This window comes from Pseudomonadota bacterium (assembly GCA_039815145.1).
In the GTDB taxonomy this organism is placed as follows: Bacteria; Pseudomonadota; Gammaproteobacteria; order Steroidobacterales; family JBCBZW01; genus JBCBZW01.
Window position 1 is genome coordinate 45,814 of the sequence record JBCBZW010000020.1, and the last position, 15,884, is coordinate 61,697.

Sequence of the window (15,884 nt, forward strand, 5' to 3'; positions counted from 1 at the left end):
TCACGGGTCTGACCGGCGCCCGCCGGCATGCTCGGTAAGCTCGTGCTGGGCCCTCTTCTGGGCCTGGTACTGTCGATAGCCCTCGGCGCCGCCCTCATCGCGGGCGGCGCCGAGGTGCAACTCTCCCTCCCCGGCACCTCCATCCCGCAAACGCTGCAGACCTTGGCAGTGTTGGTCGTCGGGGGCCTTTTCGGGCCCTTCGCCGGCGTATTCGCAGTGCTGGCGTACCTGGGCCTCGGCGTAGCAGGAGTACCCGTGTTCGCTGACGACGGCGTCGGCTGGGCACGACTCACTGGCCCCACCGCCGGTTACCTGTGGGGATTCATTGCCGGTGCTGGCCTGATGGGCTTCTGGCCCGCCCGACGATCCCTCAAAGGCCTCCCCACCCTCGTGGTAGGCGCCCTCCTGGCACACGCAATAATTTTGGCCGGAGGGTGGTGGCAGCTCTCGAATACGATAGGCTATGTCAACGCCTTCGAGAGAGGCGTCGAACCCTTCTTGATCGGCGCCCTGGCGAAATCCGCGGCTGCTGCCCTGCTGCTCTGGGGCTGGCGTCAGATCCGTACGCGACTTCGGGTGCCGAGCTTCCTACTACCCACATAGCGATTCACTATGGCTGACGTACATCATCGCCCCGCCACCCTTGGATCGATGATGTTGTTGATCTGCCTCACGCTACCCTTCACCGTTCGGGGCCAACCCTCAGCCACATACGCACACCCCTCGCGACTAGATACTCTGAGAGCGTACATCGCACGCGAATTGCCAAAGGGCTATTCGGTGAGCGCATCGACCAGCTGCCAGGCGCTGATCAATCCCAGAGGGCGAAGCAAATTCCAAAAGTGCGGGGTCTACCCTGGCAGCAACCTCGGCGTCGGGCAGCTCGTAAGTGCCACCCAGCGAGCGATCAAGAGCACTCGCTTCGAACCGACTTCGATCGGCAATGTGCGAACCTGGAGCGTTGTCAGCCTACACATTGAGCACAGCTGCGCCACGTCGTCCGACTGCACCGTCACCGTGATAGACGGGCTGTATCGCAACCAAGACCATTTGTTCACAGCGCACACCACGGCTCAGGAGATCACACAGGACGGGCAAACCTGGGTGGATCGTCTCCTCGACGGTCCCGCATGCGCCAAAGGCACCTCGACCCATTCCTACTGCACGGAGAACACCCTCTTCGCTCTGACACCCATCGCGCACATCGATCATCGTGGCACGGTGCAGGAAGTCGGGCTCTCCAGAGGGTCGCATCAGCGCCTGCCCTCGGCGATGCACGAGGCCGTAGCACAGGCCGTAATGTCGACGAGGTTCCTGCCAGCTCATGATGCCGTTGGGGAGCGCATCGCTAGCGTGTTGCCCCTACTGTCAATGATCGGCAGCACGGAAGCACCGTCTGGCCCCCTCTGCATGACACCTCCCCTCACGGGGTCTCGCTTACCTGATCTGGATTGTCAGATACCGCAGTCGGGCGAAGATGGACGCGCGATCACACAACAGCGCGTTAGTTGGATACGCCTACCCGAACAGAATTCTGAGGCTGACGATCCGCGGCCGCCACCTGAAGAAAACGAAACGTCCTGGAGCGTCTGTTCCGCGCTTCGACACTCGGTCGCCATGGAGGCGAACTGCGGGATACCCGCCCTGCCGTCCCATGGCGCCGAGACATATCTCTACACGATGCAGGCACCTCTCGGCATCAAGGCGCCGAGCTACATGAAGCTCTATTGCGTGCTGTCGGTTGGAGACACCGGCCGAGTGAACGGTAGAGAGTGCTGGGAGGGTACGCTTTCGACGACGAACGGCGAGCTCGGCCCGAACCGAAGTCTCTTTTGGCGACTGAGCCGTAAGCTTGATGCTATGCAGTTCTCACCAGCTCAGGTCGGTCGAAAGCACAAGTCCGTAGTTGTTCAAGTACAGCTTGCCGCCGAGTGCGATGGCGATTTTGAGCCCTGCAAACTCAAGATGTGGCTCCATCATGGGCCAACCGAGACCGAGTTCGCGGACGAGTATCTGGCGCCGCAAGGGGTCTTCAGTGCTACCGGCGAGAGTTGGATAAAAAGGGCCATGAGCGAGGTGATGTGCGTAGCAAGGACCGGCAAGCGCTCGAATTGCACCGAGTTCGATGAGCTCCGATCACTCAAGGCGACGGTCGATGCAAAGGGTAAGGTGAGTACGCTGAGCATCGCTACCGGAACCGCGACGTTTCCCCTGAGCGAAGCCGTGTCCGACAGCATGGTATTTTTGCCCGCTCAAATTGGGGGGCGTACAGTCGCCTCGAAGACTACCTACCTCGTGTCAGTCACGCCGCAGGAAGATGCGCAGCAGTCCTCGCAGAGCAGGGAGTCTCAGTAGTTGCGAACGGTGACGTATACCATCGTCTGGTTCAGCAACTGGTAGGCGATCTCGCCGAAAGTCATGGGGCCGGTGATCTCGCCGGTGCGCTTGCCCTCGAGTTCCGAGTAGAGGAAGTTGAGGATGCAATTGCACGAGAACACCGCATCGCCCTCGAGTTCGGGAACGGCCGCGGTGAAGTCCTCCACGTAGTTGTGCAGCGGTGAGGCGATGCGGTACTTCACCCCGGCAAACACGGGGGCGTACAGCTGCACCGTGCGGTCAGTGTCGTTCAGCTCCTGGAAGGACACGTTGATCATCGCGCCCGAGTAGTCCGCGACCAGCGGGTAGCGGGTGTCGATCTCGTGCTCCTTCATGTAGTCGTAGAAGTTGCACTGCACGCCGTTGACCAGGCAGTCCTTGACGGCAAAGCCGGTCTCCTTGAATTCGAACTCATCGCCATCGCCCTGGCGCAAGGTATTGACGATACCCACCTCCGCGTAGCGCCCCGCCGGCAGGGTGATATGCATCACCACCGCCTGGTCGTAGGACTGGCTGCCGAGTACGCCGTTAAAGACGCTCGGGCGCACGCTGCCCAGATCGTCCAGGTGCACGCCGGTGATCCAGCCCACGACGGGCTTCAAGAACATGTCCTCGAAGTCCGGCGCTTCGCGGGCATAGCGCAGGTGGGTCTCGGAGCTGGCGGGAATGAGCAGGACCGTCAGGCCAGACTCCGGCGAGTCGGCCGCCACCCGATCGATATTCGCACCGTCGTAGAAGCGGATCTGAATCGACTCGGCGATCGCCGGGTCAAGCTCGCGAACATACAGACGGTCGCGGGAGATGTTGCCCCCCTCGCGCGTCATGAAATAGGGGATCGAGCCTCCGATCCATCGCCCCTTCGGCAGGGCGGCGAGCAGGTTCTCATCGCCGGCGAGCCAGAGGATCCGCCCCTCGTTGATCGCGGCGGAGACTTCCTCCACGGTGGCGAGACGGGAATCGATTTCGCTCACGGGCGACGCGGTGCGCTGTGCTGGGTCCATGCTACTCCTCAGGCCGCCCTGATCCGTTGCAGCTCGGCGCGATGGACGCGCTCGTGTTTCACAAAATAGTCGCGCAGCTGCAGGGCAGCTGCCTGACGGTTTCCTTCGCTGGGATCTCGCCGCACCGAGCGTCGAATGCGCTCGAGCATCATGCGCAGGGCGAAGGCATCGGTCTCCAGCAGCAAGTCGCCATCCATCAGGCGCTGCCAAACCGGGTCGTCAACCGGCGGCACATCGGCGTTGCCCGGGCTCGTTATCGGCGCGCCGCGCCGACCACCGCCACGCCACGTGCGGGCGAGTCGACTCGTGCGCTGCTGTGTGGTGGTGGATAGATCGAGGGAATTCAACTCGGCTAACAGATCCACATGGCGCCGCGCGTAGCGCGCCAGGTAGCGGCGCAGGACGCGCGCCGCAGCTGCCATGACCTCGCCGGACGTCTCGCCCTGGCTGGTCACACGTCTCACCTTCTCCAGCAGCATGCTCAAGCCCGGGTCTTCCTGGGATGGCACCACGCTGCCGTCGAGCAGCGCCTGCCAACTCGCCGAGGTCTCGGGCGGAATGCGAGGCTGCACCACCGGCACCGCTTCCACCGGCGCTGCACCCTCGTCCGCGCCGTTCGCGGGCGGCACGTCGTCCGCAACCTGCTGGGTCGTTGCGCCCTCATGCAACTGTCGCAATTCGTTGGTCAGCTGGCGCGCGGTCTTGCTGAAGAAGGTGTGCAGCAAGCGCACGCCCGCGAGGCGAGTGGCGTCGGAGGTGTCGCTCTGCACCGAGCGCTTGATCTGCTCGAGCATCATCTTCAGCGCCACGCTCGAGGTCGTCAGCGGTCGCTCGCCGGTGACCAGCTGTGCCCACACGGGGTCCGCGACCGGCGGCACCGTGGGCGGCGCAGGTGCGGGCGCAGCAGCGCGCGGCTGCAAGGTGGGAATCAGGCTCGGATCATCGATGACCACGGTGGCGTCGTGCGCGGTGGCCGCCTCCGCTGGCGCCGCCTCCTCGACGGGAGCCGCCGCGGCCTTGAGCAGTTGTGCGCGTTCGCCGGCGTAGCGCTGAGCACTCTGCCCCAGATGCTTGTGTAGCACTCGTGCGGCGGCGGCCACGGCAGACTGATCCGCACTGGTGCGCACGAACTGGCGCAGGCGAGCGAGGAGCATCTGCAGCGCCAGCGCGCTGGTCTCCAGGGTGAAATCGCCGCGTAGCAGGGCGACCCACACGGCATGTTCGACCGGCGGGAGTTCGGGGACCTGAGCGCGTACGGGCAACACGGGAATCGCGGCGGTATCGGCCCCGTCGACACCTGACGACCCGGATGCGGTCTCGGCCAGCGGCGTCGGCTCCGCATCGTCGCTGGCTTCGTCGCCCGACGGCGCGTCGCTGTCGGCCGTGTCTTCGGCCGACGCTGCGGAGCGTTCGGGCTCAGACTCGCCCGCGGTATCAACCTCCCGCCGCGGCTCGAACGCCTGCCCGACGGCGATCGGCGCGACGGGAACATCCGCGTCGTCCTGATCCTGATCGTCGCTTGGGGCTTCGCTCGCCTCGACGATCTCGTCGCTGTGCTCGTTCGCCACCGGAGCGTCGGCCTGCCCCTCGACCTCAGCCGCCGCAGCATCCGCGTCCATGCCGTCGGCCGGCAACGCGGGCGCGCCTTCATCCTCGATCAGCGTGGCGCCGGTCTGCGTGTGCTCGTCGATCGACGCGTGCGCGAGGGCGTCGGTCTCGCCCTCGATAGCGCGATCGAACACGGCCTGCGCCTCGGCCTCATCGGCCGCCAGCAGCGTATTGGTCGGCACCGGTTGGGGCACGGGTATCGAGGGTGGCGCAGAGAACGGTGCCGGTGCTTCCAGCGCGCCGAGCTCTTCCTCATCCTGCGGTGGCTCCGCCGTGAGCAACTCCACCTCGGACACAGAGGCCGCTATCGGTGGGAGTGCGGCGTCGGGTTCCTGCTCATCCACGTTCAGGGGTGCCGGCTCGCTCGAATCGGCGGCCGTTGGGACCTCCGATGGTGGCGATGGGAGGGGCACAGCCTGCGCGAGAGCATCGACGGCGGGCGACTCAGCGCCCTCACCCTCCACCAAGGCGATCTCGCCGGTCAGGGCATCCACGGGCATGCCGCGAGCGGCGAGCACGACGGCGACGTCCGCAACCTCGACGTCGAGCAACGCAGCTGTGGTGACGAAGGATGCACCGCCCGTGTACAGGGCGACGATGCGGCTCGCCAACGCATGGGTGATTCGAGTTCCCGGCTCAGCCAGTTCGGCCGCGGCGGGACAGGCCCGGTCCGCACACCCTGTCGTCGCGTCCGGCAGGCGCAGGCTCACCTGCCAATCGGCCAGCGGCAGGTGACGCAGCTGGATGTAGCGGCTGGCGGGCGTAGGGGCGAGGGATTGGCCGCAGCGGGCGCAGGCGTTGGTTTCGCCGCCGAGCAAGCGTCGCCGCGTACGCACGAAGTGCAGACTCACCGTGAGCTGGCGCGTCTCTTCGTCCGCCTCGACGTCTACCACCTGCCAGTGCTGCGGCAGGCGAAGTACTTTTTTCAGTAGGTCCAGCTGGTCCACGGAACACTCCGCTGGGCGTGTGCCAAACCGCATCCCCGACGCTCGAAGAAGGGGCCAAACCCCTTTCGAATAGGGCTCAACCCCTAGAGCATAGCGACGCGGTGCACCTTGGGTCCAATCCCCCGGCTCGCGATCGAGTCCACCAGCGTCAGGGCCCGCCCTGCAAAGGCTGGAGACCGGCCGCGACGCCTTCTACGTAGCAACGGCGGACAAGCCCTTCGGGGTGACACCCAAACGTCCCGTTCTGGCCGCGGCGCGGCGCACGCCGGGCTTGGGCGCGATGACGTAAAGATCGCCGTTGGCGCCCAGAAGCTGGCGCGGCACACCGCAATCGTCGGCGATCGCCGCGTTGGCCTTGAGGTGTTTCTCTTCGCCGTGCGTCGGAATCGCAATCTGCGGGCGCACCCAACCGTACATTCGCCGCAGTTCCTCGGCCCCCGGGTGTCCCGACGCGTGGATCGGCAGCTCCGCATCCTCGCTCATCACCACGCGCACCCCCATGTCCTCGAGGCGCCCGACCAACCGCTCCACCGAGCGCTCGTTACCAGGTATCACCTTGGAGCTGAATACCACGGTGTCGCCTTCGTCCAAGGAGAGGTCCGGGTGGCGATCGGTCGCCAGGCGCGAGAGGGCTGCCCTGGGCTCGCCCTGACTGCCCGTCGCGACCACCAGCAATTCGTTGCGCGGGAAATACCCCATCGCCGAGGAGTCGATGAGCTTCTGCTCGACGCCCCACAACCCTGCGGCTCGTGCCGAAGAGGTGATGTTGTACAAGGAGCGACCCAGCATCCCCATCGCCCTGCCGGTGTTCTTGGCCACTCGGGCTAACGTGTGCAGGCGCGCCAGGTTACTGCCGAAACAGCCCACCACCACGCGTCCCGACGCGCCATTCACCGCGCGGTACAGGCCCTCGTAGAGCTCACCCTCCGATAGCGAATGCCCTTGCAAGGTAGCGTTGGTGGAATCGCATACCATCGCGCTTACGCCTTGGGCGGCGAGCTCGCGATAGGCCTGTTCACTGAAGGCCTGCCCCACCACAGGGTCCGGGTCCAGCTTCCAGTCTGCCGTGTGGAAGATGTTGCCAGCAGGGGTGCGGATGAAGAGCGCGTTGGGCTCCGGTATCGAGTGGGTGAGTCCAACCCACTGCACGTCGAAGACATCGATCGCCACGCGGGCGCCGCGCGCGACTTCGGTGATCGGCACCTGATCCAGTAGACCGACCTCCGCCAGCTTTCGACGCAGCACCTGCGCGGTGAAGGCGGTGGTGTAGATGGGACAGCGCAGCTGCTTCCACAGCCAGGCGACACCCCCTACATGATCTTCGTGGGCGTGTGTGATGACCATGGCTGAGAGCTGGTCACGGCGGGTGGCGATGAACTCGGGGTCCGCCAGTTGCACGGCGGGCCCCGGCACGTGCTCATTGCCGAACATGACACCGCAATCCACCGCGAGCCAGCGTCCATCGTGGCCGTAGAGATTGAAGTTCATGCCGATTTCACCGGTGCCGCCGAGCGGCAAGAACCAGAGATCTCGCTCGGTGGGGATGAGCTTCTTGGTGCTGGACGTACTCAATCAGCGCCCTCGCCGGAGCACGGCAAGGCGCTGAGCAGACACGATATTCGCTTCATGGCTATCGTCCGTGATGGTGATCGGGGCGTCCTGACCCGGGGATAGTAGCCTCGCCGCCGGAGCGAACACCAGACGCCCGCAAGCGTCCGTGCCCCGGGGCGATTCCGGGCATGACGCGACGCTTCAGCCGCGATGAACATCTGAGGATTCGGGCGAACCCGATGAGACGATTGCGGTCACACCTCTTTGGGGGGTGTCTGTCGCCTCGTCGCGAGTGGTCATCCCCGATTGCTGCAACGCACCTTGCGACCTCATAAAACGAAGGCCTAACGTCTCCCCATGCCACGACATAACAACTTACTGCTCAGCCATCAGCTCTGCTTCGCGCTCTATACGGCCACCAATTCCGTCGTGCGCGCTTACCGGCGACGCCTTGCAGACGTCGGGCTCACCTACACCCAGTACCTGGTGCTGCTCGCCCTCTGGGAACAGGACGGCATCGCCCTGAAATCCCTGGCGGAGAGACTCAGCCTCGATTCCGCGAGCCTGACGCCGGTGATCAAGCGACTGGAGAAGATGGGCCTGTTGCGGCGGGATCGCAGCAGCGCTGACGAGCGGCGAATCAGCATCGTCCTCACCGCCCAGGGCCAATCCCTCCAGGATGAGGTGGCGGCGATCCAGAGTGCCGTCGAATGCCAAACCGGTCTCAGCGAGGACGCGTTCCTGGAGCTGCGCGGAGCGCTGGAGCAGTTGACCCGCACGATGGGTGAGAACGACGACGAAGAAGCCGTCCCCCGAGCGGTCGGCGCCTCCTAACGCCCGCGCCGTGCCCTCTTCCCTTCCCCGCCCCGCCTCCCCGAGGCCGCACTTAGCGGCAGCTTCGGGCACCATGTAGCCCATCGGAGCCGACCATCCCCACCGCCAGGGTGGGGATGTCGGTTCCGTTCGTCCGGTCCGTACCCCACCCGCGAACGGAGAGGGCACGGCGTTCCGGGACCCGAGCAGTCCAGGCTGGTGGCCAGGTGAGGCCGCCAACGCTCAGTGCAGGAAGCGGCCGTGAGCCAGTCCGATCCGTCCAGGCCAGCGTTTGACTGGCAAGCGTTCGTGTTCGACCCCGATGAGCAGTGGGTGGATCAACTGACACGTATCGCTGAGCGACGCTTCGCAGGCTCGAGTAAGGGGGAGGCCGCTTTCAACTACGCGCTCGACAAGATTTCCGCCGACGGCTGGCAGCTGCTTCAGGCCTACGATGGGGTCAGCCGCCCTGGCACCTACCTGACAGTCATATTCAAGCGCCTGCTCGAGGACTACTCGCGCACGACGGAAGGCCGAGCCCGGCCGCCAGCATGGCTGGCACGCGCAGGCGAGCTGTGGCTGGGCGTGCACCGCATGCTTTGCTTCGAGCGCGCGGACCCCGCCGCGATCATCCAGCGCTTCAGCCGCGGCCAGCCATCCGACGTGCAGGAGCTGCAGGCGATCATGCGCGAGATAAAGGCGCGCATCCCCACCTGCGGCGAAGTGCGCGGAGATCTGGCGACGGACTCCGTGGACCCCGAGACGCTGCACAGCCTGGCACGAGAGGACGACGTGCTGCTCGGCGTGACCGGTGAGGAGGACGACTCGGTCCTGCGCGCACTCGCAGCATTGCTAGGTGCTGAGTCAGACCCGGCCGGCCAGGGGCTGACCGGCGACGGCACCTCCCGCCTCGACAGCACCCTGCGGGAACAGGGTCGTGACCGCTTCGGGCTGGACGATGTCGAGCTGCTGGTCCTGCGCTTGCACTTCTTGGAGCGGCTGAAGTTCGCCGCCATCGGCCGCGCGATCGATCTGCCCGAACACAAGGTGCGACGGACCTATCGCCGCGCCCTCACCAAGCTCCACGAACGCTTGGGCGACGTCGTCCAAGCCTTCGACACCGAGGGGTAGGAACTCATGCGCCCCACATCACCCAGCCCTCGCCAACGCCTACTCGCCTTGTTCGGCGTCCTATGGTCCAACGCCGAGACCAGGCCACTCGCGCCGTGCCCACCGCAGACGCACATCGCCGCCTTGTTCGACGGCAAGCTCGATGCAGACCAAGCCGCTGAGGTACGCGCGCATCTCGCAACCTGCCCACACTGCTACCGCAGTCTGCTGCACTTGAGCGAGGTCGCAGATCTGATCGATGACGCCGCCCCGGCGCCCTTGGCAAGACGCCATCGCCTGTTCACACGCCTGGGCGGCCTCGGCATCGCGGCCGCCCTGCTGCTGACCACCGCCACCCTGCTGCAGCCGCTGCTCCGCCCGGCCGACTGGACCCGCACCATGGAGGCCCCCTACGCCACCCTGCGCGGGGCCGTGGTGGAAGGGCGCCACCGCCCCTCCGCGACTGGGTGGATCTGGCGCCCCGGGTACAGCGCCCGTGGCCTCGGCCTGCCCGACACGGCGCGCACGCGCGTGGCGCGAGCGGCCCTGACGAGTGGTGTCGCGCAGGGCCTCGACGCGGTGACCTCGTCGCTGGAGCCGTGGATGCCCGTCCGCGGCGAGCTCTCCGCCGCCGCCGCCCTCTCGTGCGAGGATCTTCCAGAGCGTGAGTGCGCGAGCATCACGGAGTTTCATCAGGACGTCGGTCGCTGGGCCGTGCTCATGCACTTCGCCTGCGAGCCCCTGCGCGGTGATGGGCTCGACGCTGCAGGTGCCGACACGTGGGTCGATCGGCCGTTCTGGCAGGACGCGACCGACACGCTATCGGCCATCGCCAAGCAAAGCGCGCGCCTGACGCCCGACGATGCCTACGCTCGCTTGTTCGCCAACTGGAGCACGCGTGCCGATGCGAACGAACCCGCCACCCTGTGTCGCGGCGTACCCCCCTTGCTAAGCACCCTGACGCTCTGAGCCGTGTTCCCCGTGCGCGGCTTCGCTCTCCTATGGCTGACGATCGCGCTAGGCTTCTGCCCAGCGCTGACGGGTGCTCGCGCGTTCACTCCCGACGCCGCGACACCCGCCATCGACGACGCCTCCGTGCGCCGTATCGCCCTGCTCATCGGCATCTCGGACTACCCGGCGACCCGTGACCTGGAGGGGCCGCGGGAAGACATCCGGGCGATGCGCGAAGTGCTGATAAACGTGTGGGACTTCCACCCAGCGGACGTCGTCACCCTTGCCGACGGTCAGGCGACACGGACGCGGATCATCGGCGAGTTGGATGCCCTCCTCACCCGCTCGGCACCGGGCGATCACGTGTTGGTCTACTACAGCGGACACGGCACCAGCGACTACGATCTCACCTCGGGCATCCCCCTGCCGGATGATTCGGGCGCACTCGTGCCCGTGGACTTCGTGCCGCAGGGAAGCATCGACGAGCAACTCTCCCAACTGGTGCTAGGTGAGCGCGACCTACGGCCGCGCTTCCAGGCCCTGGATCGCGGCGATCGCTTCCTCGCCGTCATGATCGACAGTTGCTTCGCCGAAAGCGTGCTCCGGAGCGACGACCAGGGGCTGGACCCGGGCCTGCCCAGCCGCTATCTCCGCCTCGCCGGCGCGACGCCCGTGCTACGGGCCGAACGCCGAGCCCGAGCGATCGCCGCGGCCAGCGCCCCGGCGCGGCCCTTCACCTACGAGCGAGCAATTTTCATCGGTGCCGCGAGCGCCTTCGAAGAGGCGACGGATATCGGCCGGGCGATGCTGTCTCGCTTTCCCACCTTCGACGCACGCCCCCACGGCGCCTTCACCGACGCGCTCCTGCGCTACCTGACGCTCGAACAGATCGCCGACGAAGACCGCAACGGCGCGATCTCCTACAGCGAGCTCTACAGCGCCGTGCGCAGTTTCATGAGCGCACGTCGCTACCGTCACATGCCCCAGCGACGTCCCCTGCCCAGCCAGTCGATCGGCAGCATCGAGGATCGCGTGGTGTTCGAGTCCACCCGATTGATCGCCGATCGGGCCGGGGAAGTGCCCGTCGACACCCTGAGCGTGTGGGTGGCCGGGCCCGAAAAGGATGTGGCCAGGTTGCTGCCCGCGCTGCGTGCGGAAGATCACATCGTCCTGCGCACCAACCAGTCTGCCGACGTCCTCGTGTTGGTGCGCGGCGAGCAGGCGCAACTGCGCACGGGGGACAACCTGCTCCTGGCCGAGGTCTCGGTCGCCCGACCCGAGGCGCTGGTCGATCGCCTGACGCGCTACGCCTGGGCGAATCGCATCACGCGTGCGAGCGTGAGTGCCGGCGCGCCGGGCGTGCGCCTGGAGCTCCGTCCAGACCGCAGCTACGCAATGCTTCGCGATCATCTGCAGCTCGATGTCTTTCCCACCCGGCCGGCGCACCTGGCGGTGTTCAACATCGATCCGCTCGGCGACATCAACCTCCTCTACCCCACCTCCCAGGAAGATGTGGCAGAACGCTACGAACAACAACGGCCCCTCAGCCTGCCGCGGAGCCTCAACGAAGAGGCGATCACCATCGCTGCGCCGTTTGGACTGGAGTTCCTGGTGGCGATCGCCTTCGACGACGTCCCCCAGGCACTCGAGCGCATCGCGGCCCTGCAAGAGGTTCCCTTCGACTCGCCTGGACGGCTGGGCCTCGACGCCCTCCTCGAGGCCGCTGAGCGCGAGGGCGCCAAGCGTAGCCTCCACCTCACGAGCTACGGGTACTAGCAGCCCCCATGCACCACCAAGGATCGGTGACGCGCCCCGTCCACAGCCGCTCTTTCCACCTACACTTGGTGATAGCTTCTCTTGCCTTGATGCTCGCCCTTGCGAGCCACGCCGCATCCGATGAGTCCCCCATTGCCAACCCCGGCGCCATCGCACCGCTCCCAGCACCCAGCCCCCTGAGCGAACCGCCACCTACGCTCGGCACCAGCGTGCTCCCCCCACTTCCCACGCTCGGCATCGCAGACTCCGATCAACCGCTCGTCACGATCGATCGCATCGCCTTCGAGGGCAACCAGGCCCTCACCGAGGCCGACCTGCAGGACGTGGTACGCCCCTACCTATCCCGAACGCTGGGCACCTTTGATCTGATCACCCTGCGCGATCAGGTAGCCGCCCGTTACCAAACCGCGGGCTACCTCGCGACACGGGTCACGCTGATCACCACCTATGCAGCGCAGGGCGAGCTGCGGGTACGCGTCCGCGAGGGTGTACTCGAGAGCGACGCCTGCATCCGCGTGCTCACGCCCTCCTCTGCGCCACCGCCACGCGATGGCGCTTGCGCTCCACTCGATCCAAGCGGGCGGCTACGGCCCGAGTACGTGCGCGCCCGCCTGCCGACCCCCGAGGACGGCGCATTGAACGTCAACACCCTGCGAGTCGCGCTGTCGAGCCTGCAGAGCGACGAGCGCATAAAACGCCTGGACGCGGCACTCACGCCCGCCGCCAGCGGCGATGCCCGACTCGATCTGTTGGTCTGGGAGAGCTCCCCGTGGCGCCTCACCGGGGAACTCGGCAACGCCGTCTCGCCGTCCCTCGGCGGGGTGCTCGCCAGCGCCAGCGTGGAACACCTCAATCTCACGGGGCGGGGAGACTCCCTCTCCGCCACCCTGAGCGCCTCCGAAGGCTTGTTCACCGCGGAGGGCGTCTACGCCAGGTCAGTCCTCGGCGGGCACTCACGCCTCGTGCTCGCGGCTCGCGGGGGCTGGAGCGAAGTCGTCGAAGAGCCCTTCGATGCGCTGGACCTCACGGGGCGTACCAGCACCTTCGAGATGCGCCTCGATGTCCCGGTCCGCCGCGCATCGCCCAACCGATCCTTGTTGCTAGGCTTCGCGCTCGTGCAGCGCTCGAGCAGCGCTTTCGTGTTCGGAGATCCCTTCGCCTTCACCGACGGTGGCGACGACGGCGCCTACCGACTCAGCATCGTGCGCGCTTCGCAGTCGTGGCTGAGACGCTCGGCGCGCCAGGCCATCGCCGTGCGCTCCACCTTCAGCGTCGGCACGGGCCTGCTCGAGGCCACCGACCGCCTCCAGGACGGCGCGCCTGACGGCAACTTCCTGGCCTGGCGCGGGCAGACGCAGTGGGCGCGGACCCTGCGTTGGCGCGACACGCTGCTCTCGGTGCGAGGGGAAGTGCAGCTCGCGGCGGATCCGCTGTTCGGCCTCGAAGCGTTCACCCTCGGCGGCATCAACAGCGTGCGCGGCTATCGGGAGAATCAACTGATCCGCGACAGCGGAATCAGCGCTGGCGTCGAAGCCCGCATCCCCGTGTTCAAGCGCGGTCAACATCGCCTCGCCCTCGCCTTGTTCACCGACGCAGGGCGCGTGTGGGACGTGGGCGATGAGCAGGAGGACGCCCTGTGGAGCGTCGGCGCGGGCTTGCGCTGGGAGCACCGACGGGTCAACGTTTCCCTTTACGCAGGCCAGGCCCTCTCGTCGCGCCCCTCCTCGGAAGGAGGTACCCTGCAGGACAACGGTATTCATCTGAGCATCAGGACGGCACGATGAAGCACCCCTCAGACCCGCGCCACTGGCTGGCTAGAGCACTGCTGGTAGGCGTAGCGGGCACTGGATCCGCGCTCTGCTCGGCCGACGTCATTCTCGACGGCAGCACTACACCAGATGCCCTGCCGCGCGCCCTGCAAGGCCCCCAGTTCCTGCTCGATGAGGCGCTCGGTACGCGCCGCGGCGCCAATCTGTTCCATTCCCTGCTCAGCCTCGAGATCGATCCGGGCGAGTCCCTGGCCCTGACCGGGGCGCCGACGATCGCCAACGTGCTGCTGCGCGTCACGGGCGGTGAGGTGAGCAATATCGATGGTCAGCTAGCGCTGCTGATCAACGATGCCAACCTCTTCCTGCTCAATCCGGCCGGGGTGATCTTCGGCGAGCGCGCCACCATCAACGTACCCGGTAGCCTGGTGGTCAGCACCGGTGAGGCCATCCTCTTCGCGGATGGCACCGCCTTCCCGGCCAGCGGCTCCCTCACCAACTTGAGTGCCGCCCCGCCGATCGAATGGCACGACTACGGCGCTCCGCTCGCCGGTGAGATTCGCGTCGAAGGCCTCCTCGAAGTGGACGGTGGCGCCTTTCTGCTGGCCGATCGAATCGCCTTCGAGGGAGGCGGACTGGTGGCGGGCGTGAGCCCCTTCACGGGCATGCTGCCGCCACCGGCACGCCGCGCCCGCACCCCGGGCCCCCTGTGGCTGCTGGCCAACCGCACCATCGACCTCAACGGCCTGCCCAGCACCACGCTCGGCAACATCAACTCCTTCAATTGGAGCCCTGGCGATGCGGCGGCGATCCGCTTGTCCGCGCCCCAGATCCGCTTCGACGCTGGCGGCATCCAATCCCTGACCCTCGGCCCCGGCAACGGCGCGGACATGCACCTGGAGGCTAGCGAGCAGATCAGCCTCGGCGGACTGATCGATCTGCCCACGCCGGAAGGGCCCGTCGAGCGCTTCGCGGCGATCGGCAGCGGCGCGCGTGGCGGCGGCAGCGGCGGCAATCTCACCGTGGTGACGGATCGCTTCACGATGACCGACCGCGCCGCCATCGTGCTGGCGGGTGCCGCGAGCGGTGCCGGCGGCAGTCAGCAATATCGGATCGGCGCGGGCGGCATGCATCTGGGGCCGCAGACGCTGATCGCCAGCTTTGCCCGCCCTACCGTGGGTCCTGAGCGCGGCATCGGCGATGGCGGGCGCATCGACATCGATGTGCAGGGTCCGCTGATCATGGCGGGGGCGATCCCGGACGAGGCGCCGCTCAGCGGCTTCAACATGGGCATCATCAGCAAGACTCAGAGCAGTGCCCGAGCAGGGGACATCGCCGTGCGAGCGCTGAGCCTGATGGTGGCTGACGGAGGCCGAATCGAGTCCGGCGCCGTGGGCCCGGGCCGCAGCGGTGACGTGCGGGTGGAGGCCACAGACAGCATCACCGTACGAGGCAGCTCGGGCCTATTGAATTCGTTGATCGGTGTACTGGCTTCCGATCTCGGCTCCGTCGGCGACACCCAGGTGATCGCACCGAGGATCGACATCCTGGACGGCGGCAGCATCCGCGCCGACTCCCTCGGCAGCGGTGACGCCGGCACCCTCACGCTGCAGGCATATCGCCTGCGCATCGAGGGCGCGGGGGAGCCGACCGACGAGGCCCTGTTCAACGAGTGGCTGGCGGGTCTCGGGGAAGGCACGGCCGATACCTTCGGTGAAAGCGAGAGTGAGGTGCGCCTCTTGCAGGCACAACTCGGTGGTGTGGAGGCCGTGGTGGCGTCCGATGCGCTGGCAGGGCGCGGCGGCGATGTCGTGATCGAGGTGGGGTCGCTGGAGATCGGCGAGGGCGGCCTCATCAGCGCCACGGCCCTCGGCGATGCCGACGGCGGCGACATCCAGGTGGACGCGGACCGGGTGAGCCTGACCGGCGACGCGGCCATCGTGACCGATGCGGGGCGCTTTCTGGAGGAAGCGAGCCCCGACGCC

At 66.8% G+C, this 15,884-nt stretch carries 11 protein-coding genes; 8 read left to right on the forward strand and 3 right to left on the reverse strand.

What is annotated here, in order from left to right; all coding sequences use genetic code 11:
* Positions 1-27 precede the first annotated feature (27 nt).
* Positions 28-603 carry a biotin transporter BioY gene (locus tag AAF184_07935; protein ID MEO0422247.1) on the forward strand — a complete coding sequence of 192 codons (576 nt, stop codon included), beginning with the start codon at positions 28-30 and terminating at the stop codon, positions 601-603.
* 177 nt (positions 604-780) lie between these two features.
* Entirely contained in the window at positions 781-2,355 is a 1,575-nt protein-coding gene (locus AAF184_07940; GenBank protein ID MEO0422248.1) for a hypothetical protein, read from the forward strand.
* Here the strand turns inward: AAF184_07940 and AAF184_07945 are convergent.
* The 3 genes from AAF184_07945 to AAF184_07955 form a co-directional block, all read right to left on the reverse strand.
* On the reverse strand, positions 2,349-3,377 hold the full coding sequence (locus AAF184_07945) for a hypothetical protein (protein MEO0422249.1): 1,029 nt from the start codon (positions 3,375-3,377) through the stop codon (positions 2,349-2,351). The genes AAF184_07940 and AAF184_07945 overlap by 7 nt on opposite strands.
* Positions 3,378-3,385: 8 nt before the next feature.
* Positions 3,386-5,932 (reverse strand): hypothetical protein, encoded by a 2,547-nt coding sequence (locus AAF184_07950; protein MEO0422250.1) that lies wholly within the window; start codon positions 5,930-5,932, stop codon positions 3,386-3,388.
* A 192-nt stretch (positions 5,933-6,124) separates the two neighbouring features.
* The gene (locus tag AAF184_07955) at positions 6,125-7,420 is read right to left on the reverse strand and encodes a ribonuclease J (GenBank protein ID MEO0422251.1); all 1,296 of its coding nucleotides are present in this window, start codon (positions 7,418-7,420) and stop codon (positions 6,125-6,127) included.
* A gap of 420 nt (positions 7,421-7,840) precedes the next feature.
* On the opposite strand from AAF184_07955, the gene AAF184_07960 reads away from it, so the two are divergent.
* From AAF184_07960 to AAF184_07985, 6 genes are all read left to right on the forward strand, one after another.
* Positions 7,841-8,317: a MarR family transcriptional regulator gene (locus AAF184_07960; protein MEO0422252.1), complete on the forward strand. Its 477-nt coding sequence runs from the start codon at positions 7,841-7,843 to the stop codon at positions 8,315-8,317.
* A 240-nt stretch (positions 8,318-8,557) separates the two neighbouring features.
* A complete protein-coding gene (locus tag AAF184_07965) occupies positions 8,558-9,427 on the forward strand; it encodes a sigma factor-like helix-turn-helix DNA-binding protein (protein MEO0422253.1) in 870 nt (289 codons plus the stop codon).
* Between the two features lie 6 nt (positions 9,428-9,433).
* Positions 9,434-10,375 (forward strand): zf-HC2 domain-containing protein, encoded by a 942-nt coding sequence (locus AAF184_07970; protein ID MEO0422254.1) that lies wholly within the window; start codon positions 9,434-9,436, stop codon positions 10,373-10,375.
* 3 nt (positions 10,376-10,378) lie between these two features.
* Positions 10,379-12,133 (forward strand): caspase family protein, encoded by a 1,755-nt coding sequence (locus tag AAF184_07975; GenBank protein MEO0422255.1) that lies wholly within the window; start codon positions 10,379-10,381, stop codon positions 12,131-12,133.
* A gap of 89 nt (positions 12,134-12,222) precedes the next feature.
* The gene (locus AAF184_07980) at positions 12,223-13,917 is read left to right on the forward strand and encodes a ShlB/FhaC/HecB family hemolysin secretion/activation protein (GenBank protein ID MEO0422256.1); all 1,695 of its coding nucleotides are present in this window, start codon (positions 12,223-12,225) and stop codon (positions 13,915-13,917) included.
* Positions 13,914-15,884, forward strand: a 1,971-nt coding sequence (locus AAF184_07985) for a filamentous hemagglutinin N-terminal domain-containing protein (protein MEO0422257.1), incomplete at its 3' end; no start/stop codon positions are given. The genes AAF184_07980 and AAF184_07985, both read left to right, overlap by 4 nt.